The organism is Mesorhizobium sp. M0060 (genome assembly GCF_040323155.1).
In the GTDB taxonomy this organism is placed as follows: Bacteria; Pseudomonadota; Alphaproteobacteria; order Rhizobiales; family Rhizobiaceae; genus Mesorhizobium.
The window spans coordinates 120,167-143,605 of the sequence record NZ_JAMYUP010000015.1 but is presented as its reverse complement, the minus strand read 5'-3'; the positions used below and the strand labels follow the sequence as shown (position 1 = coordinate 143,605).

29 protein-coding genes are annotated in these 23,439 nt (G+C 62.4%); 14 read left to right on the top strand and 15 right to left on the bottom strand.

The features are described from left to right. Positions 1 to 244 precede the first annotated feature (244 nt). Both NKJ94_RS17175 and NKJ94_RS17170 read right to left on the bottom strand, forming a co-directional pair. A complete protein-coding gene (locus NKJ94_RS17175) occupies positions 245 to 871 on the bottom strand; it encodes a glutathione S-transferase family protein (protein ID WP_352526660.1) in 627 nt (208 codons plus the stop codon). Between the two features lie 11 nt (positions 872 to 882). Beyond that, on the bottom strand, positions 883 to 2,094 hold the full coding sequence (locus NKJ94_RS17170; protein ID WP_352526658.1) for an NADP-dependent isocitrate dehydrogenase: 1,212 nt from the start codon (positions 2,092 to 2,094) through the stop codon (positions 883 to 885). Between the two features lie 206 nt (positions 2,095 to 2,300). Here NKJ94_RS17170 and NKJ94_RS17165 point away from each other — a divergent pair, with 206 nt between their 5' ends. From NKJ94_RS17165 to NKJ94_RS17150, 4 genes are all read left to right on the top strand, one after another. Further along, entirely contained in the window at positions 2,301 to 3,167 is an 867-nt protein-coding gene (locus tag NKJ94_RS17165; protein ID WP_352526656.1) for an RNA methyltransferase, read from the top strand. 67 nt (positions 3,168 to 3,234) lie between these two features. Beyond that, positions 3,235 to 3,891, top strand: a complete 657-nt coding sequence (locus NKJ94_RS17160; RefSeq protein WP_502904207.1) for a DUF805 domain-containing protein — start codon at positions 3,235 to 3,237, stop codon at positions 3,889 to 3,891. 140 nt (positions 3,892 to 4,031) lie between these two features. After that, positions 4,032 to 4,904, top strand: a complete 873-nt coding sequence (murI, locus tag NKJ94_RS17155) for a glutamate racemase (protein ID WP_352526653.1) — start codon at positions 4,032 to 4,034, stop codon at positions 4,902 to 4,904. A gap of 18 nt (positions 4,905 to 4,922) precedes the next feature. Further along, the gene (locus NKJ94_RS17150) at positions 4,923 to 5,111 is read left to right on the top strand and encodes a DUF3008 family protein (protein WP_352526651.1); all 189 of its coding nucleotides are present in this window, start codon (positions 4,923 to 4,925) and stop codon (positions 5,109 to 5,111) included. Positions 5,112 to 5,203: 92 nt separating this feature from the next. On the opposite strand, the gene NKJ94_RS17145 is transcribed toward NKJ94_RS17150, so the two are convergent. Beyond that, complete coding sequence (locus NKJ94_RS17145; RefSeq protein ID WP_352526649.1) at positions 5,204 to 5,410, bottom strand: hypothetical protein; 207 nt, start codon at positions 5,408 to 5,410, stop codon at positions 5,204 to 5,206. Positions 5,411 to 5,789: 379 nt separating this feature from the next. On the opposite strand from NKJ94_RS17145, the gene rpsD reads away from it, so the two are divergent. From rpsD to NKJ94_RS17125, 4 genes are all read left to right on the top strand, one after another. Continuing rightward, complete coding sequence (rpsD, locus tag NKJ94_RS17140) at positions 5,790 to 6,407, top strand: 30S ribosomal protein S4 (RefSeq protein ID WP_352457789.1); 618 nt, start codon at positions 5,790 to 5,792, stop codon at positions 6,405 to 6,407. 151 nt (positions 6,408 to 6,558) lie between these two features. Next, positions 6,559 to 7,446 (top strand): tRNA 2-thiocytidine(32) synthetase TtcA, encoded by an 888-nt coding sequence (gene ttcA / locus NKJ94_RS17135; RefSeq protein ID WP_352526647.1) that lies wholly within the window; start codon positions 6,559 to 6,561, stop codon positions 7,444 to 7,446. After that, the gene (locus NKJ94_RS17130) at positions 7,436 to 8,263 is read left to right on the top strand and encodes an inositol monophosphatase family protein (RefSeq protein WP_352526645.1); all 828 of its coding nucleotides are present in this window, start codon (positions 7,436 to 7,438) and stop codon (positions 8,261 to 8,263) included. The genes ttcA and NKJ94_RS17130 overlap by 11 nt, the downstream gene beginning before the upstream one ends. A gap of 22 nt (positions 8,264 to 8,285) precedes the next feature. Then, on the top strand, positions 8,286 to 8,693 hold the full coding sequence (locus NKJ94_RS17125; protein WP_352526643.1) for a UCP034077 family protein: 408 nt from the start codon (positions 8,286 to 8,288) through the stop codon (positions 8,691 to 8,693). A gap of 15 nt (positions 8,694 to 8,708) precedes the next feature. On the opposite strand, the gene NKJ94_RS17120 is transcribed toward NKJ94_RS17125, so the two are convergent. Continuing rightward, a complete protein-coding gene (locus tag NKJ94_RS17120; RefSeq protein ID WP_502896012.1) occupies positions 8,709 to 9,953 on the bottom strand; it encodes a multidrug effflux MFS transporter in 1,245 nt (414 codons plus the stop codon). Between the two features lie 162 nt (positions 9,954 to 10,115). Beyond that, on the bottom strand, positions 10,116 to 10,451 hold the full coding sequence (grxD, locus tag NKJ94_RS17115) for a Grx4 family monothiol glutaredoxin (protein WP_352526641.1): 336 nt from the start codon (positions 10,449 to 10,451) through the stop codon (positions 10,116 to 10,118). A 162-nt stretch (positions 10,452 to 10,613) separates the two neighbouring features. Between grxD and NKJ94_RS17110 the strand changes: the two genes are divergently transcribed. Continuing rightward, positions 10,614 to 11,420 (top strand): phosphodiester glycosidase family protein, encoded by an 807-nt coding sequence (locus NKJ94_RS17110; protein WP_352526639.1) that lies wholly within the window; start codon positions 10,614 to 10,616, stop codon positions 11,418 to 11,420. Between the two features lie 12 nt (positions 11,421 to 11,432). Here NKJ94_RS17110 and NKJ94_RS17105 read toward each other — a convergent pair whose 3' ends face one another. The 3 genes from NKJ94_RS17105 to NKJ94_RS17095 form a co-directional block, all read right to left on the bottom strand. Further along, on the bottom strand, positions 11,433 to 11,666 hold the full coding sequence (locus NKJ94_RS17105; protein ID WP_023798252.1) for a BolA/IbaG family iron-sulfur metabolism protein: 234 nt from the start codon (positions 11,664 to 11,666) through the stop codon (positions 11,433 to 11,435). 101 nt (positions 11,667 to 11,767) lie between these two features. Next, on the bottom strand, positions 11,768 to 14,005 hold the full coding sequence (purL, locus tag NKJ94_RS17100; RefSeq protein WP_352526669.1) for a phosphoribosylformylglycinamidine synthase subunit PurL: 2,238 nt from the start codon (positions 14,003 to 14,005) through the stop codon (positions 11,768 to 11,770). Positions 14,006 to 14,154: 149 nt separating this feature from the next. Then, positions 14,155 to 15,567 (bottom strand): aminotransferase-like domain-containing protein, encoded by a 1,413-nt coding sequence (locus NKJ94_RS17095; RefSeq protein ID WP_352526638.1) that lies wholly within the window; start codon positions 15,565 to 15,567, stop codon positions 14,155 to 14,157. Between the two features lie 93 nt (positions 15,568 to 15,660). Between NKJ94_RS17095 and NKJ94_RS17090 the strand changes: the two genes are divergently transcribed. Further along, on the top strand, positions 15,661 to 15,912 hold the full coding sequence (locus tag NKJ94_RS17090; protein ID WP_352526637.1) for a DUF1127 domain-containing protein: 252 nt from the start codon (positions 15,661 to 15,663) through the stop codon (positions 15,910 to 15,912). A gap of 168 nt (positions 15,913 to 16,080) precedes the next feature. Beyond that, positions 16,081 to 16,383, top strand: coding sequence for a type II toxin-antitoxin system prevent-host-death family antitoxin (locus NKJ94_RS17085; RefSeq protein ID WP_352526636.1), 303 nt, complete (start codon positions 16,081 to 16,083; stop codon positions 16,381 to 16,383). A gap of 423 nt (positions 16,384 to 16,806) precedes the next feature. Here NKJ94_RS17085 and NKJ94_RS17080 read toward each other — a convergent pair whose 3' ends face one another. Genes NKJ94_RS17080 through purC form a run of 6 tightly spaced genes read right to left on the bottom strand, consistent with a single transcriptional unit; the run spans position 16,807 to position 20,313 of the window. Next, positions 16,807 to 17,451, bottom strand: a complete 645-nt coding sequence (locus NKJ94_RS17080) for a Pr6Pr family membrane protein (RefSeq protein WP_352526634.1) — start codon at positions 17,449 to 17,451, stop codon at positions 16,807 to 16,809. Between the two features lie 4 nt (positions 17,452 to 17,455). Beyond that, complete coding sequence (locus NKJ94_RS17075; protein WP_352526633.1) at positions 17,456 to 17,866, bottom strand: hypothetical protein; 411 nt, start codon at positions 17,864 to 17,866, stop codon at positions 17,456 to 17,458. A gap of 2 nt (positions 17,867 to 17,868) precedes the next feature. Next, positions 17,869 to 18,534, bottom strand: coding sequence for a glutathione S-transferase family protein (locus NKJ94_RS17070; RefSeq protein WP_352526632.1), 666 nt, complete (start codon positions 18,532 to 18,534; stop codon positions 17,869 to 17,871). Positions 18,535 to 18,565: 31 nt separating this feature from the next. After that, a complete protein-coding gene (purQ, locus tag NKJ94_RS17065; RefSeq protein ID WP_352526630.1) occupies positions 18,566 to 19,234 on the bottom strand; it encodes a phosphoribosylformylglycinamidine synthase subunit PurQ in 669 nt (222 codons plus the stop codon). Position 19,235: 1 nt separating this feature from the next. Continuing rightward, positions 19,236 to 19,478, bottom strand: a complete 243-nt coding sequence (gene purS / locus NKJ94_RS17060) for a phosphoribosylformylglycinamidine synthase subunit PurS (protein ID WP_352526668.1) — start codon at positions 19,476 to 19,478, stop codon at positions 19,236 to 19,238. Positions 19,479 to 19,518: 40 nt separating this feature from the next. Continuing rightward, positions 19,519 to 20,313 carry a phosphoribosylaminoimidazolesuccinocarboxamide synthase gene (gene purC, locus NKJ94_RS17055; RefSeq protein WP_023674725.1) on the bottom strand — a complete coding sequence of 265 codons (795 nt, stop codon included), beginning with the start codon at positions 20,311 to 20,313 and terminating at the stop codon, positions 19,519 to 19,521. A 268-nt stretch (positions 20,314 to 20,581) separates the two neighbouring features. Here purC and NKJ94_RS17050 point away from each other — a divergent pair, with 268 nt between their 5' ends. After that, positions 20,582 to 20,902: a DUF1476 domain-containing protein gene (locus tag NKJ94_RS17050; protein ID WP_023674726.1), complete on the top strand. Its 321-nt coding sequence runs from the start codon at positions 20,582 to 20,584 to the stop codon at positions 20,900 to 20,902. A 120-nt stretch (positions 20,903 to 21,022) separates the two neighbouring features. Next, positions 21,023 to 21,796, top strand: a complete 774-nt coding sequence (locus NKJ94_RS17045; RefSeq protein ID WP_352526628.1) for an HpcH/HpaI aldolase family protein — start codon at positions 21,023 to 21,025, stop codon at positions 21,794 to 21,796. Here NKJ94_RS17045 and NKJ94_RS17040 read toward each other — a convergent pair. Next, positions 21,793 to 22,341, bottom strand: coding sequence for an RBBP9/YdeN family alpha/beta hydrolase (locus tag NKJ94_RS17040; protein ID WP_352526667.1), 549 nt, complete (start codon positions 22,339 to 22,341; stop codon positions 21,793 to 21,795). The genes NKJ94_RS17045 and NKJ94_RS17040 overlap by 4 nt on opposite strands. 278 nt (positions 22,342 to 22,619) lie before the next feature. Here NKJ94_RS17040 and NKJ94_RS17035 point away from each other — a divergent pair, with 278 nt between their 5' ends. Beyond that, entirely contained in the window at positions 22,620 to 23,432 is an 813-nt protein-coding gene (locus NKJ94_RS17035; protein ID WP_352526626.1) for a VOC family protein, read from the top strand. The last annotated feature ends 7 nt before the right edge of the window (positions 23,433 to 23,439 follow it).

Genomic DNA, 23,439 nt, shown 5'->3' with positions numbered 1-23,439 from the left:
CCCAACTACCATCAGCTGCCCCAAAAACTCGCTCCCCCCGCGCCGGGCGGGGGGGGGCCGGCCCCCCCCCCCTGGGGGGCGGGGGGGGCCCCCCCCCCCGCCCGGAGAGGGGGCCCTGCGCAACCAAAAGACGTTCGAGGAGGGGTGCCGATTTCTCCTCTCCGTCTCGGCTTCGCCGAGCCACCTCTCCCCGCGAGCGGGGCGAGGAACCCAAGTCCTGCCACGTTGCGTGCCTCGCAACGGGTCATTCAGCCTTTTCGGTCTTCGCAAAACTCGCGCGCGCCGCGATGCGCGCATACCAATCTTGGATGTCCGGAAACTCCGCCAGCAGGCTTCGTCCCTCGGCGACCTTGATGAAATAGCCGATGATTGGAGCCGCATGCAGGTCTGCCAGCGTCAGGTCCGTCCCCAATAGCCATGGCCCTTCGGCTTTCAGCGAAGAGAGCGCCTGCAGCGCGGTTTTCGCCTGCCGCAACCCGTTGGCGATCACGACCTCATTGGGGGATGTTTTCTCCAGCCGCTCGACGGCGACATCCCAGACGATCGCCCTGTAGGCGTAGGCGTCGAGCATACCGGCGATCTGGTTCATGCGGGCTCGAGGCCGGGCTTCGCCCGGTTGCAGCGGCGGGCCGTCAAAGGCTTCATCGACATAACGAGCAATGGCGCCGGTCTCGTAGAGGCGAAAGCCGTCATGCTCGAAGGCTGGGATGCGGCCGAACGGCTGGTGCTCGAAATACCAGCCGGGAATGCCGTCCGCGGCAAAGACATCGACGGGCACCAGCTCGTAGCCGACGCCCTTTTCCTCCAGCACCAGCCGGACGATGCGCACATAGACGCTGTAATCCGCGCCGTAGACGACGGGCTTGCCCATGTCGGAGGAGCTCAGGCCATCGCCTTCTGCAAATTCTCGTCGATCTTGTCGAGGAAGCCGGTGGTCGAAAGCCATGGCTGGTCGGGGCCGATCAGCAGCGACAGATCCTTGGTCATGAAGCCGGACTCGACCGTCTGGATGCAGACCTTTTCCAGCGTCTCGGCAAAGCGCTTCAGTTCGGCGTTGTCGTCGAGCTTGGCGCGGTGCGCGAGGCCGCGCGTCCAGGCAAAGATCGAGGCGATCGAATTGGTCGAGGTCTCCTCGCCCTTCTGGTGCTGGCGATAGTGGCGGGTGACGGTGCCGTGCGCGGCCTCCGCCTCGACGGTCTTGCCGTCCGGCGTCATCAGCACCGAAGTCATCAGGCCGAGCGAGCCGAAGCCTTGCGCCACCGTATCGGACTGAACGTCGCCGTCATAGTTCTTGCAGGCCCAGACATAGCCGCCCGACCATTTCAGGCTGGAGGCCACCATGTCGTCGATCAGCCGGTGCTCGTACCAGAGCTTCTTCGCCTTGAATTCGGCTTCGAACTCCGCCTCGTAGACCTCCTGGAAGATGTCCTTGAAGCGGCCGTCATAGGCCTTGAGGATGGTGTTCTTGGTCGACAGATAGACCGGATAGTTGCGCAGCAGGCCGTAATTCAGCGAGGCGCGGGCGAATTCACGGATCGACTCGTCGAGATTGTACATGGCCATGGCGACGCCGGCGCCGGGTGCGTCGAAGACGTCGTGCTCGATCACCTGACCGTCCTCGCCGACGAACTTGATCGTCAGCTTGCCCTTGCCGGGAAAGCGGAAGTCGGTGGCGCGGTACTGGTCGCCGAAGGCGTGGCGGCCGACGATGATCGGTTTGGTCCAGCCGGGCACCAGCCGCGGCACGTTCTTCATGATGATCGGCTCGCGAAAGATGGTGCCACCGAGGATGTTGCGGATGGTGCCGTTCGGCGACTTCCACATCTTCTTCAGCTTGAATTCCTCGACGCGCTGCTCGTCGGGCGTAATCGTCGCGCATTTCACGCCGACGCCGTATTTCTTGATGGCATTGGCCGAATCGATGGTCACCTGGTCGTTGGTGGCGTCGCGGTGCTCGATGCCGAGGTCGTAGTAATCGAGCTTGAGGTCGAGATAAGGATGGATCAGCTTGTCCTTGATGAACTGCCAGATGATGCGGGTCATCTCGTCGCCGTCGAGTTCGACGACCGGGTTCGCCACCTTGATCTTCGCCATGGAAAGAATGCCTCGCTTTTGGGGAACGGAACGGCCTTGCCCGCACGGCTGCCGGCCCTGGGATGCGGCCCGTATATCAAAGGCTTTTTGGCCGCGCAAACGGTGAACCGCGCCGTAGTGCCGGCATTCTTTGCGAAAGCTTCATTTTCGCCGCCAAATGTGGCAGGGGACTGCGAAATGCCGCAAACAGCAGTTCATTGACAGCCATGACCGCCACCCAGGATCCCGACAACCCTCGTGCCTCCGGAACTGCTGCGTCCGGACCGGCGATCATCCTGGTCGAGCCGCAGCTCGGCGAGAATATCGGCATGGTTGCGCGCGCCATAGCCAATTTCGGCCTTGCCGAGCTGCGCCTCGTCAACCCGCGCGATGGCTGGCCGAGCGAGAAGGCGCGTGCCGCCGCAAGCCGCGCCGACCACGTCATCGACGCCGTCAAGGTGTTCGACGACCTGGCCTCGGCGGTTGCCGATTTGAACTTCGTCTTCGCCACCACGGCGCGCGCGCGCGACAATTTCAAGCCGGTGCGCGGGCCGGTCGAGGCGGGCAGGGCGCTGCGCGCGCGGCAGCGGGCCGGCCAGCGCACCGGCATCCTGTTCGGCCGCGAGCGCTTCGGCCTCTATAATGACGAGGTCGGCCTTGCCGACGAGCTCGTCACCTTCCCCGTCGATCCAGCCTTCTCCTCGCTCAACATCGCCCAGGCGGCCCTGCTGATGTCCTATGAATGGATGAAGTCCGGCCTGGAAGACGAGACCAGGACCAACTTCTCCGGCCCCGAAATGCCGCCGGCTACCAAGGAAGAATTGCACGGCCTGTTTGCGTATCTGGAAGGTGCACTCGAGGCGCGCGGCTATTTCCGCCCGGCACCGAAGAAGCCGAAGATGGTCGACAATTTGCGCGCAGTGCTGACCCGCGCAGGCTTTGCCGAGCCGGAGCTCAAAGTGCTGCGTGGTATAATATCATCGCTGGACAGGTTCTCGCCGGCCATGCCGCGCGGCGACGGATCGCCCGGCGACGATCCAAGGCGGCTCCCGGCAGCCGCGGCACGCGCCGGCAAGGCGAAGGACAAAGACTAGCCTTCGAGTTATCCATATCTCACCAGTAACCGAATGTTATTTGATGTGATCCATTATCGGGAAAACGATGGATCCTCGGATGTTTAGCTCGGATATCGGTCGTCCTCGCTTTTTCTTCTATTCCGCTGCCTTGCTGGTTGCGGAAATCGTGACCTTTGTGCTATGCGTCGTGCTGACCATCGGCATCGAGGGTTTGGCGAATTCGAAGCCCGGACCTTCCAGGGAAGGGCTGGCCGCGGCCGTTCTCGTCGCCTCGCTGGTGATCGTTCTGTTCCGCGCGAATTTCGCTTGGCGTCGAAGCCGCGACGCGCAAGGGTCGGGTTGGATCCTTTGGTCGTATATCGTGTTCTCGACCCTGTTTGCCATTCTGCAGGCCGGCACTGTTCTTGTCGTAAAATTCGACGGCGACGAGTCGCATTCCGGCCTTAACATGCTGGGACTCGCTCTTGTCGGACTGTGGGCGGTCATCTTGGCGGCCAAGCCGGCGGGCGGCGGCTCTGCGGATATGGCGTCATCCCTGAGCTTCGACGATTTCGACCCGCCCGGGCCGCTGCGCGGCCGCGGGGCGCCCCATTCAGAGTCAGCCGCCGGCATGACGGCCCAGGCTCCGGCCTACGCCATGCGGGCCGCACAGGTGCCGTCGAACCACCCTGCATCTCAACCTGCATCTCTGGCAAACGGCCGGCCGCGGCCCGGCGGCTTCGGCAAGCGGGGCCTTGTGTGACCGTCTCGCCGCATCAAGGCCATGATGGTTCCAGATAGAAGCGGCCGGGATAAAGCATCATTGGCCGAAGCAAAAAGCATGGGCCGAGCCTTCTCTCGTGATCTCGTTTGTGATTCCCAGCCCTTAGTGACTCAATGACAATGACCAGTCCATCGAGCGCCCGTCCGATCCTGATGTTCGATTCCGGCATTGGCGGCCTCACCGTGCTGCGTGAGGCGCGCGTCCTGATGCCTGACCGCCGCTTCATCTATGTCGCCGACGACGCGGCGTTCCCCTTCGGCGCCTGGGAGGAACCGGCGCTGAGAACACATATCCTGGAGTTGTTCGCCAGGCTGCTCGACCGGTTCACGCCGGCCATTTCGGTCATCGCCTGCAACACTGCCTCGACGCTGGTCATCGAAGCGTTGCGCGAGAGATTTCCCGGCCACCCTTTCGTCGGCACCGTGCCGGCCATCAAGCCGGCGGCGGAACGCACGCGCTCCGGCCTGGTTTCGGTGCTGGCTACGCCCGGCACCGTCAAGCGCCAGTACACGCGCGACCTGATCAGCAAATGGGCGCAGAAATGCCATGTCCGCCTGGTCGGCAGCGACAGGCTGGCCGGATTGGCCGAAGCCTATATGCGCGACGGTTTTGTCGACGAGGATGCCGTGCGCGCCGAGATCGCGCCGTGCTTCGTCGAGCATGACGGGTTGCGCACCGACATCGTCGTGCTTGCCTGCACCCATTATCCTTTTTTGGCCAACCGCATGCGCAAGACAGCACCTTGGCCGGTCGACTGGCTCGACCCGGCCGAGGCGATCGCACGCCGCGCGCTGTCGCTGCTCGCGGATAGCGAGGCCCGTTATCGCAGAGAGGCACTGCCGGAAGGCGCCGATTTTGCCGTCTTCACCTCGAACGGGGCCGATTTTCCGACGCGCCGGCTGATGCAGGGATTTGGCCTGGGGTATCCTGACCCCAGGCACTTTGGTGCTCCGGGAACATCAGCCCAGGGCGATGCGTTCTTTTCTCATTGAGGAACAGGAGAAACGATCATGCCAGCCACCTCGAAAGCCCAGCAGAAAGCCGCCGGCGCAGCACTGTCCGCTAAGCGCGGCGAGACCAAGAAGGGCGAGCTCAAAGGCGCGTCGAAGGGAATGTATAAATCCATGAGCGAAAAACAGCTCGAGGAATTCGCCGAGACCAAGCGCAAGGGCCTGCCGGAAAAGAAGTCGAAACACTGACCAACAGATCAATTCTGGCGGCGGATGCCGTTCAATAAAAGGGCCCGCGGCTGAACCGCGGGCCCTGAACCCTCAACTGGCGAGGGCGAGAATTACCAGCCCCAACCGCAGCGCCGCACCTTGTAGCGGATGACCTTGCGATGACCGTGCCGCCACACCACCTTCTTCTTGACCACGATGCGGCAGACCTGGTGATGCCTGTGCCCGTGCCAATGCCGGGCCTGCGCCGGCTCGGGCGCGACGGCCATCGTGCCGGCCATCACCGCAGCTCCTACCAACGTAAGGAAGAACTTCTTCATGCGAATTCCAGCTCCTCTGACTTCAGTCCCTTCCTGATGCCGCTAGCGCAACCTCCCGCCACATCCGGCACGTTCTACAACCGCAACACTATCCGGTTCGGCGATTCGCGCCAGCCGGAAGCTTGACAGCGGTTAAATCTCCGTTTAACCAGCCCCCCAACACCGGGCGCAACGCCCGGTGGTTTTCTTTATGTGTGCGAGACGTTTGGGAAGCCGGTTTTACTTTCCTTATGTCTTGTTTGAAATGACGTGTCCCGTGGGTTTTCCGTCGCGTTGCGTGGAAAACCCTGTCAGGTCTCGAAAACGGAGGCCAGAGGAGGGCGCGTTTCCTTCACCCGGACCATAAGGTTCCGGGTGCGTTGTTTTGAAAGGGAATGCGATGAGCAAGCGCGAATCCGCGAAGTACAAGATCGACCGCCGTCTCGGCGAAAACATCTGGGGCCGCCCGAAATCCCCGGTCAACAAGCGTGAATACGGTCCCGGCCAGCATGGTCAGCGCCGCAAAGGCAAGCTTTCCGATTTCGGCCTGCAGCTGCGCGCCAAGCAGAAGCTGAAGGGCCACTATGGCGACGTTTCGGAAAAGCAGTTCCGCAAGGTCTACGAAGAGGCGGACCGCCGCAAGGGCGACACCTCGGAGAACCTGATCGGCCTGCTCGAATCGCGCCTCGACGCAGTCGTCTACCGCGCCAAGTTCGTGCCGACCATCTTTGCGGCGCGCCAGTTCGTCAATCACGGCCACGTCAACGTCAACGGCAAGCGCGTCAATATCGGCTCGTACCGCTGCAAGCCGGGTGACGTTGTCGAAGTACGCGAGAAGTCGAAGCAGCTGGTCATCGTGCTGGAATCGGTGGGCCTGGCCGAGCGCGACGTGCCCGATTACATCGAGGCCGACCACAACAAGATGACCGCGGCCTTCACGCGCATCCCTGGCCTGGCGGACGTTCCGTTCGCCGTGCAGATGGAACCGAATCTGGTCGTCGAATTCTATTCGCGCTGATCGGCGCGTTCGTCGCGATACAACCGAAGGCCGCCCGTCGAGGCGGCCTTTTCTTTTTCCCTTCTTTCCGCGGCGTGATTCCGAAATCGATTTCGATTTTCGGTCCGATGCGCTACTGCGAGCGGCAACAGGACTTTAGGGCCGACCCGCCGTGAACATGCAACCAGACGCCGAAACACTCGAACCGGTCGCCGATGCCGAAGGCGGCTTTCATCCTCTGTTTGCCGATGTGCCGTCCTCCGTCGAGTTCAACAAGCTGCGCAAGCGGCTGTTGCGGCTTGCCCGCCAGGCGATCGACGATTTCTCCATGGTGAGGCCCGGTGACCGTTGGCTGGTCGCTCTGTCGGGCGGCAAGGATTCCTACGGCCTGCTTGCCGTGCTGCTCGATCTCAAATGGCGCGGGCTGCTGCCGGTCGAGCTGTTGGCCTGCAATCTCGACCAGGGCCAGCCGAACTTTCCCAAGCACATATTGCCCGACTATCTCGACAGCCATGCCATTCCGCATCGCATCGAATATCAGGACACCTATTCGGTGGTCACCGACAAGCTGGCCGAAGGCAGCACCTATTGTTCGCTGTGCTCGCGGCTGCGGCGCGGCCATCTCTATCGCATCGCCCGCGAGGAGGGCTGCTCGGCGCTGGTGCTCGGCCATCATCGCGAGGACATACTGGAAACCTTCTTCATGAACCTGTTCCATGGCGGACGTCTCGCCGCCATGCCGCCGAAACTGCTCAATGACGAAGGCGACGTCATGGTGCTGCGGCCGCTCGCCTATTGCGCGGAAGCCGATCTCGAAAAATTCGCCGGTGCCATGGAATTCCCGATTATTCCGTGCGATCTGTGCGGCAGCCAGGAAGGCCTCCAGCGCAACGCCATGAAAGCGATGCTCCACGACATCGAGAAGCGCATGCCCGGCCGCAAGGACACCATGATCCGTGCCATGGCCAATGTGCGGCGCTCGCATCTGCTCGACAGGACGCTGTTCGATTTCGCCGCCCTCAACGAAACCCTCACCACCAGGCGTCCCGATGACATTTGACGACAGCGCGATCGACTGGCTTGCCGAGCTTCTGTCGGACGCCGCCGTCGCCGAGATCATGCCGCGCTTTCGCCGGTTGAGCGAGGGCGACGTCCGTCGCAAGACCTCGGCCGCCGACCTTGTGACCGAGGCCGACGTCAATGCCGAGCGGCTGATCACCGCCAGGCTGCTTCAGCGTTATCCCCAGGCGATGATCGTCGGCGAGGAGGCCTGCTCCGATGACCCGACGCTGCTCGACGGTCTCGGCGATGCCGACCTGGCCTTCGTCGTCGACCCCGTCGACGGCACCTTCAACTTCGCCTCCGGCGTGCCGCTGTTCGGCGTTATGCTGGGCGTCGTGGTCAAGGGCGAGACCGTCGCCGGCATTATCCACGATCCCGTCGGCAAGGACTGGTTGGTCGGCGTTCGCGGCGCCGGCAGCCATATCCGCCATGCGCATGGCGATCTGGAAAAGGTCCATGTCGCCAAACCGGCGCCGATATCGGAAATGACTGGCGCGGTCTCGTGGCACTATCTACCCGAGCCGGACCGCTCACGCCTGGCGCGCAATCAGACGAAGTCGCTGTCGCAGTTCAACTATCGCTGCGCAGCCCACGAATACCGCCTGCTGGCCAGCGGCCACGGCCATTTCGTCGTCTATAACAAGCTGATGCCCTGGGATCATCTAGCCGGTGTGCTGATCCATGCCGAAGCCGGCGGCTATGCCGCGCGCTTTGACGGCAGCACCTATCTGCCATCGCATGTCGGAGGTGGCCTGCTGGTCGCGCCGGACGCGGAAAGCTGGCGGGAACTGCGCCGCGAACTCTGGGCGGAATAGGCTCAAGGCCGGAGACCTCCGAATGAAATCTCGGTTCGCGATTGTCGCAGCGGCCCTTGTTATTGCCGCGGTTGCCGGTTCCGACGGAGCAGGAGCGCAAGAACGCACCTGTCGCAGTCCCGATCCCGTCGACACCATAAAGGAAATGTCCGAGGCAATCTTTGCCTGTTGGGAGCCGCCGCCAGGGACTGCAGGCATGTCCTTGACGTTGCGGTTCTCGCTTCGCCGAGACGGCACGCTCATCGGCAAACCTCGCGCGACTTACTCCGATCTGGCTGCAGATGAAAGGCTCAATCGGGCGTTCGTGGCTTCCATCCTCAAGGCTCTCGACAAGGCGTTGCCATTGCCCTTTTCCGAAAGCATGGGTGGAGCAATCGCAGGGCGTATGCTTGCCCCTCGCTTCACGGCAACCTCTGAAGGCAAATCCTAAAGCGCAGCGCGTGCATCAAACGGGCGGGTTGTGCGGCTGGAACAGCCTGCCGCGCTCGGCTAGGAGGATCATCAGCAGCGCCGCCACCGACACGCTGCAGAACCCGGCGGCCAGCGGCGTCACCGTGCCGTTGAAGGCCTGGCCGATCAGCGTTCCGAGCAGGCCGCCGAGAAATGTCTGCATGAATCCCAGGATCGATGAGGCCGTGCCCGCCAGTCGACCGAGCGGCTCCATGGCGAGGGCGTTGAAGTTCGCGCCGAGCGCGCCGAACGGGACCATGGCGCAGGCGAAGAAAGTAATGAAGAGCCAGAGCGGCATCTTCATTTCGATGGAAACGACCAGCCAGGCAAGGCTGATGGCCAGAAACAGCAGCAGCGCGCTTTGCGACAGCCGGCGCATGCCGATGCGGCCGACGAGGCGCGAGTTGAGGTAGTTCGAAAAAGCGAGCACGCCCGCAACCCCCGCGAAGATGACCGGGAACATCTCGCCGACATTGAACACGCTGACATAGATCTGCTGGGCCGAGGCGATGAAGCCGAACATGGCCCCGAAGATGAAGGTGCTGGCGAACGCATAGCAAAGCGCGATGCGGTTGGTCAGCACGATACGGAAACCGCCGATGATGGAGGACACTGTCAGCGGCCGGCGATATTCGGGGTGCAGCGTTTCGGGCAGGCGCAGCAGCGACCAGGCGGACACGACCAGCGCGCCGGCCGCCATAGTGAGGAAGATCACATGCCAGGTCGCAAACAGCATGATGAACTGGCCGATGCCAGGCGCCACCACCGGAATGGCCATGAACACCATGAAGATCAAGGACATGACTTCGGCCATGCGCCTTCCGTCGAACGTATCGCGCACGATCGAGACGGCAATCACGCGCGTCGCCGCCGCGCCGATGCCTTGCACCGCCCGGCATAGTAGCAGCGTGGCGAATGACGGGGCGATTGCCGCAGCACCCGCCGCCGCGACATAGATCACCAGCCCGGCGACAAGCGGAGCGCGGCGCCCGAAGCGGTCCGAGACAGGTCCGAAGAACAACTGTCCGCCGCCAAAGCCAAGGATGTAGGCGGTGATCACATATTGCCGGTGGTTTTCATTTTCGACGCCCAGCGAGGCGCCGATCTGCTGCAGCGCCGGCAACATGATGTCGATGGCCAGCGAATTGAGTGCCATTAGCGCCGCGCACAGCGCAATAAATTCCCAGCGCGGAATAGGCAAGGTGCTTGCCTTTTGCTGGGCTTCCGCTTGCTGATCCACGGCCAGTCCGATCTTCAAACGAAAATGCGCCGGCGCGCCGACGCATCCATTCGTTCATTGCCCCGATATCGGGCAGAACTTTTTGCCGAGGTGGGGCTGCCCCGGCGCTTAGCGTATGGTCCCGAAAATCGCAGGCGATCTTCGGAGGATCATACGCAGAAGTCAGGCGGCGCCTTTGACGCCGACGCCCTTTTCGACGAGGAAGGTCTGCAATTCGCCCGCCTGGAACATCTCGCGGATGATGTCGCAGCCGCCGACGAATTCGCCCTTGACGTAGAGCTGCGGGATGGTCGGCCAGTTGGAATAGTCCTTGATGCCTTGCCGTAGCTCGGCCGACGTCAGCACGTCGACACCCTTATAGTCGGCGCCGATATAGTCGAGGATCTGCACGACCTGACCGGAAAATCCGCATTGCGGAAAACCGGGCGTGCCCTTCATGAAGAGAACGACGTCGTTGCCCTTCACTTCATTGTCGATGTAGTCGTTGATGCCGCTCATGGAATACCCTTTCATGCCTGTGGGAGTCAGGCTCGAACACTACCCTTCAAATAAACCCATGGGTTGCGCGAAACAAGATGTTTGCCGCCGTGCCATGCAAATGGCGCAAAGGAACGTCTGATCTTGGGCCAAGCCGTAGGCCACCATCTTTCCCGAGGCGTGATGAAAGGACGATATCTCGCCGGGTTCCTCCTCGCCGTTCTGCTCGCCGCGTTGGCCTTGATTTGGTGGGCCAAGTCGTCGAGACAGCCACCCCTCATCGTCGGCGGTGAATTGCCGGCGCCGTGCCGCGACGCGAGCTTCGAGGCGGTCGCCTACGTCGTCTGCGAGATCGATCTGCGCAGCTATGACATCGGTGTGTTCCAATCCGGCGCGGACGGCAAGGCTTTCGGCTCGCTGGAAAAATTCGACAAGGCGATGGCCGATCAGGGCCGGCCGGTGTTGCTCGCCATGAACGCCGGCATGTATCACCAAGACCTGACCCCAGTCGGCCTTCTCGTCGAATACGGCCAGGAGAAGGCGCCGCTCAACCTCGCCGACAGCGAAGGCAATTTCTTCCTGAAACCGAACGGCGTGTTCCTGGTTCGGAAGGACGGCAAGACGGCGATCATGGAGACAAGCGCCTATGCCGCTGCCAGGCCGGACGTGATGTTCGCCACGCAATCCGGCCCGATGCTGGTGATCGACGGCCGGCTTCATCCTCGCTTCGAGCAGAACGGCACGTCGCGTTATATCCGCAATGGCGTCGGCGTGCGTGACGATAACACTGTCGTGCTGGCGATCTCACGCTCTGAAGTCAGCCTCGGCAGCTTCGCACGGCTGTTTCGAGATGCGCTCGACTGCCGCAACGCGCTTTTCTTCGACGGGGTGGTTTCGGCGCTGTCGAACGGCGAGAGAATGATCGTCGGTGGAAGCTATCTGGCGGGGCCGATCATTGCCGTCACCGGCAAGAAGCTCGCGACCCAGTAACTTGGAAACTGTTCACTCAGGCACGCTGGTCTGCAGGGCCAGCGCGTGCAGTACGCCGCCCATATTGCCCTTCAGCGCGTCATAGACCATCTGGTGCTGCTGGACGCGGCTTTTGCCGCGAAAGCTTTCCGCCACCACCTCGGCTGCATAATGGTCGCCGTCGCCGGCCAGGTCGCGAATCGTCACCTTGGCGTCCGGAATGCCTTCCTTGATCAGCCGTTCGATGTCATGCGCGTCCATTGCCATGCAGTGTTTCCTTGTCTAGCCCGTGATCTCATAAATAGGCTCGAAATGGCAGAGAGACCACATCCGAATGCAAGCTAGATCCGGCGCCATTTCGATCATCTTTATGGGTCCACGACCTCGTTTGCCATGAAGCGAGGGAACCAGGATTCGTGGGCGGCGGTCAATTCGCTGACCGGTATTGCACGCGCCTCGCCGAGTTTCAATTCGCTGCCGCCGGTCGAGCCGATCCATGGTGCGAAGATGCCGAGCTTGCTTTGCTGTTGGCGAATGGCGTCCCACGCCTCGCTCTGCGGGTCGATCGACAGCGTCAGCAGATAGCGGCCCTGATCCTCGCCGAACAAGACCGGGATCGGATCTGCACCGATCAGGCCGGGAATGGTCGCGCCGATGCCGGAGGCCATCGCCATCTCGGCAAGCGCCACCGCGATGCCACCATCGGAAACGTCATGCGCCGCGGTAACGACACCGGAGGCGATCAGCGCCCGCACATGGTCGCCGACGCACTTCTCGTGATCGAGATCGACCGGCGGCGGCGGGCCCTCGGCGCGGCCATGGATGTCGCGCATATAGACCGATTGGCCAAGATGCGTTCCCCACATGGTCGGCGCGCCGACCAGCACGATCATCTGGCCTTCGGCGGCAAAGCCGATCCGGACCATTTTCGACCAGTCGGCAATCAGCCCGACGCCGCCGATGGTCGGTGTCGGCAGGATGCCTTGTCCGTTGGTCTCATTGTAGAGCGAGACGTTGCCCGAGACGATCGGGAAGCCGAGCGCCCTGCAAGCGTCGCCGATGCCTTTCACAGCGCCGACCAATTGGCCCATGATCTCGGGCCGTTCCGGATTGCCGAAATTGAGATTGTCGGTGGCGGCGAGCGGTAGTGCGCCGGTGGCGGTAAGATTGCGCCAGCATTCGGCGACCGCCTGCTTACCGCCCTCGTAAGGGTCGGCCTCGCAATAACGCGGCGTCACGTCGGAGGAGAAGGCGAGCGCCTTGGTGGGATGACCGTCGACGCGCACGACGCCGGCATCGCCGCCGGGAAGCTGCAACGAATTGCCCTGGATCAACGTGTCGTACTGCTCCCATACCCAGCGGCGCGAGGAGAGGTCCGGTCCGCCCAGCAGCTTGAGCAGTGCCTCGGCCACGTCGGCTTGCGGTGCATTGCCAGCCAGTGGCGCCGGCTTCTTCGGCTCGACCCAGGGACGGTCATATTCCGGCGCCTGGTCGCCGAGATCCTTGATCGGCAGATTGGCGACTTCGTCGCCCTGGTGCAGGACGCGAAAGCGCAGATCGTCGGTGGTCTTGCCGACGATGGCAAAGTCGAGGCCCCATTTGTGGAAGATGGCCTCGGCCTGTTTTTCCTTCTCGGGGCGCAGCACCATCAGCATGCGCTCCTGGCTCTCCGACAGCATCATCTCATAGGCGCTCATGCGCTCTTCGCGCACCGGCACCTTGTCGAGATCGAGCTCGATGCCGAGGTCGCCTTTGGCGCCCATTTCGACCGCCGAGCAAGTGAGGCCAGCGGCACCCATGTCCTGGATGGCGATGACGGCGCCGGACGCCATCAGTTCGAGGCAGGCTTCGAGCAGGCATTTTTCGGTGAAGGGATCGCCAACCTGGACCGTCGGCCGCTTCTCGTCGATCTTGTCGTCGAATTCGGCCGAGGCCATGGTGGCGCCGCCGACGCCGTCGCGGCCGGTCTTGGCGCCGAGATAGACGACCGGCAGGCCGACGCCCTTGGCTTCCGACAGGAAGATCGCATCGGTCTTGGCGAGCCCAGCGGCAAAGGCGTTGACTAGAATGTTGCCATTGTAGCGGGCCTCGAAGTTGACCTCGCCGCCGACCGTCGGCACGCCGAAGGAATTGCCATAGCCGCCAACGCCGGAAACCACTCCGGCAACGAGGTGCCTGGTTTTGGGATGGTCCGGCGCCCCGAAGCGCAGCGCGTTCATCGCCGCGATCGGCCGCGCGCCCATGGTGAAGACATCGCGCAGGATGCCGCCGACGCCGGTCGCCGCTCCCTGATATGGCTCGATATAGGAGGGGTGGTTATGGCTCTCCATCTTGAAGACGACGCAGTCGCCGTCGCCGATGTCGACCACGCCGGCATTCTCGCCCGGGCCCTGGATGACTTGCGGCCCGGTGGTCGGCAGCGTGCGCAGCCACTTCTTTGAGGATTTATAGGAACAATGCTCGTTCCACATCGCGGAAAAAATACCGAGTTCGGTAAAGCTCGGTTCGCGCCCGACCAGGTCGAGGATGCGCTGGTACTCGTCGGGCTTCAGCCCGTGCGCGGCAATGAGTTCCGGAGTGATCGGCACGGAATTGGAAATGGTCATGGTCGGCAATTTATGTCCCTGGGATCGAGTCCCGTCTTATCGCAAGCTTTGCGGCCGATACACCCCGTCGGATAACTAAAACGACGGAAAGCAACAGCTGACCGCCAGTAGCGAAAGATCGCCACTCGACTCGCCGGTTTCAAGCCGGTTCAGGAAAAGCTGTCGTAGCCGGCGCGGCCTTCGTCCAGAAGCCGCCGGATCACCGCGACGCCCTGCGCAATATCTTCCCGCTGCCGCGGTTGCGAGATGCCAAACCGCACGCCGTGAAAGGCCTGGTCGGAACGCCCCGCCTTGAACTCGTCCTCGTCATCGATAAGCACGCCATGTTCGAGGCAGGCCTGTTTGAAAGTGCCGGAAAGCCATGGGTCGGGCAAAGTGAGCCAGACGAAGGGCACATTATCCAGCGCCTTGAAGTCGAAGCCGTCGAGTGTCTCGCGCACGATCGCGATGCGCGCGTGGATCTCGGCAATGCTGCGCTTGCGCATCTCGGCGGCCTGACCGGACAGCACCAGCCGGCTGCCCACCTCTGCCAGCAGAAAGGGCAAGCCGCCCGTCATCATCTTGTGGGCAACCCGGATGCGGTGACGATAGGCCGGCGGGCAAGCGAGCCAACCGCCGCGAACACCCGCCGCGACCGATTTCGACAGGCCGCCGGCAACGATGGTCCGTTCGGGAGCATATTCGGCCAATAAGGGCGTCGGGTCGTCAGTCAGTCCGCCATAGAGATCGTCCTCGATCAGGACGACATTATAGTGACGGGCGACACGCGCGATTGCCTCGCGGCGCGGTGCCGACAGCGTTGTCAGCGTCGGGTTCTTGGCCGTTGGCATCAAAAACATCATCTTCGGGTGCTTTTGCGCACAGACGCGCTCGAAATCCTGGGGATCGATGCCCTCGTCGTCCGCCACCACCAGTGCGGTCCGGCGACCGATCAGGCCGGCGCTGCGGGAAATCTGCGAATAGGTGAGGTGCTCGAAGACGACATAGTCGCCGGGGGAGGTGAGCCCCGCAATGGTTGCCATCACCGCGGCGTGGGTGCCGAGCGTCGGAACGATGGCGTCCGCGGCCGGGCGAAACGAATTGCGCGCCAGCCAGCGCCTGCCGGCTTCGAACCAGCGGTCCGGGAAATCACGCGTGTAGCTTGAAATCTCATGCGGATGGTCTTGCGCCGTGCGTGTCAATACATCGGCGACGATGGCACCCTGGCCGACATCCGGTGCGGCGGTGCTATCGAAGCGCAGCTTGTCGCCGGGCGCATCCATATAGCGCGTGCCTTGTTCGACCGGCCCCAGGAAATCCGGCTTTGCGCTCTCCGACTGCTGAGCGAGAACATAGGTTCCGCGGCCGACCTCGCCGCTGACCAATCCCCGCTCGCGCAGCAATTGATAGGCCCTGCCAACCGTGCCGACGGTCGTGCCGATGTCGTATGCCAGATCGCGCTGCGGCGGCAGCTTTGCTCCTGCACCGATCAGGCCGCGGTCGATGTCCGTCTCGATGGAATCGGCAAGCCGCTGATAGAGCGGGCCAGTGCCGGCGGTAAGGTCTGGAAGCCAAGTTGTCATGGTGACAATTTTTTATATTGCACCGAAATGAGAGTCAATACATATGAAGCGGGCTGTACAAAAGGGCACAATTGCAATCTTGGCAGAAAGAAAATGGCTACAATAGAGACAATCCGCTCCGCTGGGGCTGAATTGCAGGTGCAGGTGGCGCGCCCGTCAGGCAGGCCAACCTATGTCAGCCGGCTGGTGCGTACCCTCAGATCCTTCGCGAGGTGGATCGACGGGCTAATGGATCGCCGGCGCAGCCGGCTGGTCCTGCTCGAGATGAGTGACGACCAGCTCAAGGACATCGGTATCTCGCGTTGCGATGCCCATCGTGAGGGGCTGAGGCCGTTCTGGGACTGAGAGAGCCGCCGGATGCTCCGTCTCGAACGTCGCGTGTCATATCGGCGGGGTAGACGAGAGCGTCAATATCGACATCGGACACCAAAGCGATCTTCTTCATCACTGAGATACCATCCTCCTTCGTGCCCTCACAGCATTCGCTCGCGACGTCTCCAGTGAATAGGGGTATTGCTGAAAACAGCTAATTCCCTTATTTTCGGGACGACGAAGGAGATGACCGTGGCAAGTTTCACCCTCACAGATCTCGGCAACAAATCCGGCGAGGTTGTTGAGGCCGCGTTCCGCGGTCCTGTTGACATCACCAAGCGCGGCAAGCGCAAGTTTGTTCTCCTGACGGCAGAGCAGTTCGACCGCATCACCAGTCGCAGCGCGCAACGGGCACACCGGGTCGAGGATCTGTCGGCCGAGGAACGCGACAAGCTTCTAACCGGCCTCGACGCAGTCGCGCGAGACGATGTCCGGGATGACTGAACCCGGCCACGGACAGATCATTCTCTATTCCTATTTGTGGGCAAGGGAATATGACCGGGGCGAGGAAAGCGGACGCAAGGCGCGGCCGACTTGCGTTATGCTGATCGTTGCCGGCAAGAATGGCCGCAAGCAGGCCCTGCTCTTTCCAATCACGAGCCAGCCGCCACGACCTGGCGCGCACTATGTGTCGAGATTCCTGAGACCGAGGCCCGCCGCGCCACCCTCTTTACCCCAGCCTGGGTTATCGTCGAAAATTCAACACCGATGATCTCGCGACGAGCTGGGCGCTCGAAGATGCCAAGCCGCTCGGCCAATTCACGCGCAAGTTCATGTCACGGATCGCTGGCGAAGCTGCTGCGGCGATCCGTGCAGGCGCCGCGCGAACCGTGCCAAGACGCTAAAGGCTGCCGCGGCGGGAGAGCATCATCGCGGATGGACGCGCGCCGCCCTGATCCGCGCGACGCCGTGGTCAACAAGCACCGCCACAATACACAGCACGAGAAAAAGCCCCGTGATGGCCACAGCCGAGACGGCGACGCTGACCGCTCCATTCTTGACATCGAGGAACGGGTAAGGCACTTCGCCGGCAATCGGCGCCCGCAGCAATGCGTAGGCCAGATAGGCGACCGGATAGATCATCCACCAGGAGATGTCGCGCCACCGCGTCGAGCCGTCGGCGCCCGCCACAAGCCACCACAGCACGAACAGCACCGGCGTCACATAGTGGAGGAGAACGTCGCAGAGCAGGAACAACCCTTGCGGCTGCCAAAGTTGCGCCAAGACCGTCGCATAAACGATGAAGACCAGCGTTATGGCGGCCGCTACGGCCGCCCGCATCCGAGGCCCGGCAAACGCTGGAAACCAGGCATAGCCCGTCGATGACAGCAACGAGGCATGGACGAGCACGGCGCCGATATTGGTCAGGATGGTGAAAAAGCTGAAATAAAAGACGAGCGAACCGACAAAACTGCGGCCGGCTTCCATCGAGGCCGGGACCGTGATGAAAAGCTGCAGGACGAGTCCGGCAAGGCCAATGACCAGACCGGCGATCTGCAGCAAGCGGGCCATGGCGCTACGCCGCCGCACCGCAGGCCGGATTGCCCGCCTGCCAGCGGGCGATGTCCGAGCTTATGCGCGCACCGAGCGGTTCCGCCATCAGCGGGCCGAACACGTCGACGCGGCTCGAATTGCCTTGCGCCTGCACGACCAGCAACGGCTTTCCGCCATAATGTTTGGCCGGTACCAAGAGGAAGCGCGGCGTACCGCTGAACGAATTCAGCTCGTTGGCCATCTGATAAGATTTGAAGGCAGGGTCCTTGCTGGCGATCCAGCATTTGTGGGCGGCGATTGCCACCTGTTCCATGGCAAGCAGCGACGCGCTCTTGCCCGCCGGCGCCGGCGTGCTCTTCGGGCTCGACTGACAGGAGGCGAGTACAAGCCCGGCGGCAGTGGCGAGAGCGAGGCGGGCGATCCTCGGGCTCATGCTCAAGCGGCGCCCATCTCGAGTTCCGACAAAAAGATCTTCAGACCGTCTGTCATCTCACCCCAGACGCGCGACAGCGCCGGATGCTGCAAGGCGATTTGCTCATAGGCATCGAATTTCGAATAGGTGTCGAGCAGGTCGGGGCGGCCGATCGTGGCCCGGAAATTGTTGAAGATGAAGCGGGTCGGCGTCAGCCAGGCATCGGCGAATGAGATGTCGTCTCCGAGCGCGAAGGGGCCGTGCGCCATGCGCGCCTCGATTGCCGCAAGCCCGTGATGCAGCCGGTCGAACTGCGCCTTGATCTCCGCCTCGTTGCGCTGCGGCACGAAATAGAGCTCGAACAGCTTCATCGTCGGGGCGAGCACGTCGAGGTCGGTGATGCGGGCGAACATGCGCACCAGCGCCCGGTCCTTCGAATCCTCGGGCAGCAGCGCCGGCTCCGGAAATCGCTCCTCCAGATATTCGGCAATGACCACCGATTCGACGATCGTTTCGCCCGAGCCGGTGATCAGCACCGGAATCCGGTTGAGCGGCGAGATGGCACGAAATGCCTCGGGGACTGGAAATCCGGGTGGCGGCGCAATGATCTTGAGCGGCACGTTCTTGATGTAGGCCAGCGCCCGCACGATCGACGAATAGGGCGACAACGGCCGCGAATAGAGTTTCATGACCGTCGCTCCAGGAGGAAAATGGAAGGCATCAAGCGGCGATGCCCAGCGCGCTTTCGAACAGCGCCCGGCCGTCGCTGCCGCCATGTGCCGCTTCGATCAGGTTTTCGGGATGCGGCATCAGGCCGAGCACGTTGCCCCGCCCGTTGACGATGCCGGCAATGTCGTTGATCGAGCCGTTGGGATTGGTGCCTTCGGCATAACGGAACACCACCTGGCCTTCGCCTTCGAGGCGGGCCAGCGTTTCGGCATCGGCAAAATAATTGCCGTCATGATGCGCCACCGGCGCGCGGATGATCTGGCCCGGCTGGTAGCGGCGGGTGAACATCGTGTTGGCGTTGGCGATCTGCAGCTTCACCTGGCGACAGACGAATTTCAGCGAGGTGTTTCGCATCAATGCGCCCGGCAGCAGGCCGGCCTCGACCAGTATCTGGAAGCCGTTGCAGACGCCAATGACCGTGACGCCCTTGGCAGCCTTTTCGGCTACAGCCCGCATCACCGGCATGCGCGCGGCAATGGCGCCGCAGCGGAGATAATCGCCGAACGAAAAGCCGCCGGGAATGGTGATCAGGTCGACATCGGGGATTTCGGTGTCGGTCTGCCAGACGGTGACCGGCGGCGTGCCGGAAATGTTGGTCAGCGCCGCGATCATGTCGCGGTCGCGATTGAGGCCGGGGAGAAGGACGACGGCTGATTTCACCTCAGGCGATCTCCACCGCGTAATTCTCAATCACCGTATTCGCCAGAAGCTTGTCGCACATGGCTTTCAGATCCGCCTCGGCCTTGGCCTTGTCGCCCTCGGCAAGCTCGATATCAAAAACCTTGCCTTGCCGTACCTGGCCGACGCCGCCGAAACCCATTCCGGACAGCGCATGCTCGATTGCCTTGCCTTGTGGGTCGAGCACGCCGTTCTTGAGGGTTACGGTAATGCGGGCCTTGATCACGCTGGACATGCTCCTGTTCACCTGTTGAGCTGGCAAGCCATCAATGTGGCTTGCCTTTGACGCCGTCGGTCGATGCGACGAGCACCGGTCCGGCCGGGCGCGGCGGCTCGTTCTCGTTCATGATGCCGAGGCGGCGGGCAACTTCCTGATAGGCTTCGACCAGCCCACCCATGTCACGGCGGAAACGATCCTTGTCGAGCTTATCCTGTGTCGCCACGTCCCACAGCCGGCAGGAATCCGGCGAGATCTCGTCGGCAACGACGATGCGCATCATGTCGCCTTCGAACAGGCGGCCGCATTCGATCTTGAAATCGACGAGCTGGATGCCGACACCCATGAACAGGCCGGAAAGGAAGTCGTTGACGCGGATGGCCAGCGCCATGACGTCATCGATCTCCTGCGGGCTCGCCCAGCCGAAGGCGGTGATGTGCTCTTCCGAGACCATCGGATCGTCGAGCGCATCGGCCTTGTAATAGAATTCGATGATCGAGCGCGGCAGCACGGTGCCTTCCTCGATGCCGAGGCGCTTGGCCAGCGAGCCGGCGGCGACGTTGCGCACCACCACTTCGAGGGGGATGATCTCGACTTCCTTGATCAGCTGCTCGCGCATGTTGAGCCGGCGGATGAAGTGGGTCGGAATGCCCATCCGGTTGAGATGGTTGAAGATGTGCTCGGAAATGCGGTTGTTGAGCACGCCTTTGCCATCGACGATTTCGTGTTTCTTCTTGTTGAAGGCGGTGGCGTCGTCCTTGAAGAACTGGATCAGCGTGCCAGGCTCCGGTCCCTCATAGAGGATCTTGGCCTTGCCTTCATAAATGCGGCGGCGATTTTTCATCTGATTTTTCTCTGGATTTGCGGGCAGGCGGCAAGCGACCAGTTCCTGTCCGTCTGCCTAAAATAAGATGGCGACGGTGGGGTTCAATGCCGGTGTCTATCCCAATCGCACTGATTGCTCAATCGGCAATCCTTTCAATCAACCGCTTTCGGGACCGAAATGCCGCAGCGCAGCAAGCAATGTAGTATATTGACCGGCCGACGGCCTTTTGGTTTGTGCTCCGGCAACACATATTGACCCAACGAATCGGATTTCACCGGAGGATGCCATGAGCAGCATGAAAGACCGCGAAGAGGGCTTTGAGCGCAAATTCGCATTCGACGAGGAACTTCGGTTCAAGGCTGCGGCACGCCGCAATAGAGCGCTCGGCCTGTGGGCTGCCGAAAAGCTCGGCAAGTCCGGCGCCGATGCCGACGCCTATGCCAGGGAAGTGGTCGTCAGCGACATCGAGGAAGCCGGCGATCACGACGTTTTCCGTAAGATACGCAAGGATTTCGATGCAGCCGGCATCGACCAGTCTGACCATCAGATCCGCCGCACCATGGATGAATTGATGGCGCAGGCGATCGAGCAGATCAAGAACACCTGATCCTTCCACCGATACCGATCGAATGCTGGACCAATCGACCGCCCGGCCTAACCGGGCGGTTTTTCTTTGCCTTTGCAGCCGTTTCCGGCTGAATTGCTGTAACCAAAGAGGAAGCCGCCGATGTCCCTGAAGTCACGCCTTGCGGCCGACGAAACGCTGTTCAGCGCATGGTCCGGCGTGCCGGATGCCCTGACGGTCGAGATACTGGCCAGGCAAGGGTTCGACGCGGTTACGCTCGACATGCAGCACGGAGGCCACCACGAGGACAGCGTGCTGCGCGGGCTTATGCCGGTGCTGGCCGCCAACAAGCCGGCTTTGGTGCGCATTCCGGTCGGCCGCTTCGACATGGCCAGCCGCGCGCTCGACTTCGGCGCCGAGGCGGTGATTGCGCCGATGGTGAATTCAGCGGCGGACGCAAAGTTGTTTGCCGCCGCCATGAAATACCCGCCGCTCGGCGAGCGCTCCTGGGGCCCGACCTATGCCTTTCCGCGCCACGGCAAGGGCGACTATGCCGACTGGCTGCGCGACAGCAACCAGCGCACCATGGCGTTCGCCATGGTCGAAACGCGCGCCGCGCTTGATGCACTCGACGGCATCCTCGATACGCCGGGCATTGACGGCATCTTCCTCGGCCCGTCGGATTTCTCGATCGCCTGGTCGAAGGGCACCACCGTCAGTTCGACGCTGGAGAGCATGATGGAGACCGTTGCGTCAGTGGCCGAGCGGACACGCAAAGCCGGCAAGCATGCAGCGATCTATGTGATGGAACCCGCAATCGCCGGCCGCGTGGTGTCGATGGGCTACCGGCTGCTGGCGATGGGCTCCGAGCATTCGCTGATTTCGCTCGGGGCAAAGACCCTGCTGACGAGCGTCAGAGATTCGATCGGTTCCTAGAGATCCGTCAGGAATTTCGCGAACGTCATGGTGCCTTCGGGCCAGGGGCCAAAACCGGAATCCGCGTTGAGATGGCCGGCATCGCCGGCGTCGATGAACCGCGAGCCCCAGGCTGCGGCAATGTCCTCGGCGATGCCAAAGGCGCAGAACGGGTCGTTGCGGCTGGCGATCACCACCGAGGGAAACGGCAGTGGGTCGCGCGGATAGGGGCCGAAGGTCATCAGGTGCCTCGGCTTTATCTTGGGATTGGCGACATCGGGCGGCGCCACGAAAAAAGCGCCGGCGACCGGCCGCTCGAACCGAGGCAACGCCTGGATGACCGCGGCGACGCCGAGCGAGTGAGCGACGATGACGACCGGCCGCTCAGCCTCGTTGACCGCCTTGGCGACACCTGCCGTCCAGTCCTCCCGCACCGGTTTCGACCATTCCGCCTGTTCGACGCGGCGCGCCGTCGACAGTTTCGACTGCCAGCGGCTCTGCCAATGATCGGGGCCGGAATTGGTGTAGCCCGGCACGATGAGAATATCTGCTTCCTTGACTTTCATGGCGCGCATGTAGCGAGCGGCGCTGTCGGGTGCAACCGGGTATGAGCCCAACCGGCGATATGCAAACGGCTTCTGACGGGCTCGGCTTTGCTCATAATAGTGAACACCATGTTCGCTTCTTGCGCTCTTGTGTGAACGATCGCGATCTACGATCTGTCGGCAGGAAAGAAACCGCCGCGCATGACCGGGATTTTGGCACGGACACGGCGTAGAATGATTGGTGGCGCCGGATTCCTCTGTTGGAAGCTTGTCGAACGCCGCCTGAACGGAGCACTTTGATGAGCGAACTGCCTTTTGCCGCGACGACTCCGGTCAGCGTTGCCCGCGTCGGCTTGCGGGCGCGCGATGCAGAAAATCTCGCTGCTTACTATCGCAAAGTCGTCGGTTTGCAGGAACTGAGCCGCGCCGGCGGCACGATCACGCTCGGCGCAGCCAGCCGCCCTTTGCTCGACATCGAATCGGATCCCGCGGCCAAACCCGATGACCCGCGCAGCGCCGGTCTTTTCCACACTGCCTTCCTGCTGCCCAGCCGGGCCGATCTCGGCCGCTGGATCAATCACGCCATCGCCAGCAAGATCGGCATCGAGGGCGCTTCCGATCATCTTGTCAGCGAGGCGCTGTATCTGACCGACCCGGAAGGCAACGGCATCGAGATCTATGCCGACCGCCGTCCTCAAGACTGGAAATGGAACGGCGACAAGATCGCGATGGCGACGGAGCGGCTGAATATCCCGTCAGTCGTTGCCGACGTGCCGGCGGGCGATGCCGGCTGGCAGGGCGCGCCGGAAAACAGCATCATCGGCCACGTCCATTTGCGGGTCGGAAGGCCGGAAGAAGCCGAGGCCTGGTGGCACCAGGAGTTTGGTTTCGACACGGTGGCAAAATACGGTGGCGCAGCGGTATTCCTGTCGTCCGGCGGCTATCATCATCATATCGGCGCCAACGCCTGGCAGAGCCCGGGCGCCGGCCGCCGCGATCCTGCCCGCTCCGGCCTGGCCTGGGTCGAGATGCGTTCGGACAATGTAACTGATGCGACGACCCGCGAGGATCCGTGGGGCACGGTGATCAGGACGGTTCCCGGCAAGGCGTAACCTCTGG

Coding starts and splice junctions, on each gene's coding strand:
- rpsD (WP_352457789.1), top strand. CDS start 5,790: ATGAGCAAGCGCGAATCCGCGAAGTACAAGATCGACCGCCGTCTCGGC.
- NKJ94_RS17045 (WP_352526628.1), top strand. CDS start 21,023: ATGTCCCTGAAGTCACGCCTTGCGGCCGACGAAACGCTGTTCAGCGCA.
- NKJ94_RS17175 (WP_352526660.1), bottom strand. CDS start 871: ATGGGCAAGCCCGTCGTCTACGGCGCGGATTACAGCGTCTATGTGCGC.
- grxD (WP_352526641.1), bottom strand. CDS start 10,451: ATGAGCGGCATCAACGACTACATCGACAATGAAGTGAAGGGCAACGAC.
- NKJ94_RS17110 (WP_352526639.1), top strand. CDS start 10,614: ATGAAAGGACGATATCTCGCCGGGTTCCTCCTCGCCGTTCTGCTCGCC.
- NKJ94_RS17050 (WP_023674726.1), top strand. CDS start 20,582: ATGAGCAGCATGAAAGACCGCGAAGAGGGCTTTGAGCGCAAATTCGCA.
- NKJ94_RS17130 (WP_352526645.1), top strand. CDS start 7,436: ATGACATTTGACGACAGCGCGATCGACTGGCTTGCCGAGCTTCTGTCG.
- NKJ94_RS17125 (WP_352526643.1), top strand. CDS start 8,286: ATGAAATCTCGGTTCGCGATTGTCGCAGCGGCCCTTGTTATTGCCGCG.
- NKJ94_RS17145 (WP_352526649.1), bottom strand. CDS start 5,410: ATGAAGAAGTTCTTCCTTACGTTGGTAGGAGCTGCGGTGATGGCCGGC.
- NKJ94_RS17105 (WP_023798252.1), bottom strand. CDS start 11,666: ATGGCAATGGACGCGCATGACATCGAACGGCTGATCAAGGAAGGCATT.
- NKJ94_RS17165 (WP_352526656.1), top strand. CDS start 2,301: ATGACCGCCACCCAGGATCCCGACAACCCTCGTGCCTCCGGAACTGCT.
- NKJ94_RS17160 (WP_502904207.1), top strand. CDS start 3,235: ATGGATCCTCGGATGTTTAGCTCGGATATCGGTCGTCCTCGCTTTTTC.
- NKJ94_RS17090 (WP_352526637.1), top strand. CDS start 15,661: ATGGCTACAATAGAGACAATCCGCTCCGCTGGGGCTGAATTGCAGGTG.
- NKJ94_RS17080 (WP_352526634.1), bottom strand. CDS start 17,451: ATGGCCCGCTTGCTGCAGATCGCCGGTCTGGTCATTGGCCTTGCCGGA.
- NKJ94_RS17170 (WP_352526658.1), bottom strand. CDS start 2,094: ATGGCGAAGATCAAGGTGGCGAACCCGGTCGTCGAACTCGACGGCGAC.
- NKJ94_RS17095 (WP_352526638.1), bottom strand. CDS start 15,567: ATGACAACTTGGCTTCCAGACCTTACCGCCGGCACTGGCCCGCTCTAT.
- NKJ94_RS17040 (WP_352526667.1), bottom strand. CDS start 22,341: ATGAAAGTCAAGGAAGCAGATATTCTCATCGTGCCGGGCTACACCAAT.
- NKJ94_RS17070 (WP_352526632.1), bottom strand. CDS start 18,534: ATGAAACTCTATTCGCGGCCGTTGTCGCCCTATTCGTCGATCGTGCGG.
- purL (WP_352526669.1), bottom strand. CDS start 14,005: ATGACCATTTCCAATTCCGTGCCGATCACTCCGGAACTCATTGCCGCG.
- NKJ94_RS17035 (WP_352526626.1), top strand. CDS start 22,620: ATGAGCGAACTGCCTTTTGCCGCGACGACTCCGGTCAGCGTTGCCCGC.
- murI (WP_352526653.1), top strand. CDS start 4,032: ATGACCAGTCCATCGAGCGCCCGTCCGATCCTGATGTTCGATTCCGGC.
- purC (WP_023674725.1), bottom strand. CDS start 20,313: ATGAAAAATCGCCGCCGCATTTATGAAGGCAAGGCCAAGATCCTCTAT.
- NKJ94_RS17150 (WP_352526651.1), top strand. CDS start 4,923: ATGCCAGCCACCTCGAAAGCCCAGCAGAAAGCCGCCGGCGCAGCACTG.
- NKJ94_RS17075 (WP_352526633.1), bottom strand. CDS start 17,866: ATGAGCCCGAGGATCGCCCGCCTCGCTCTCGCCACTGCCGCCGGGCTT.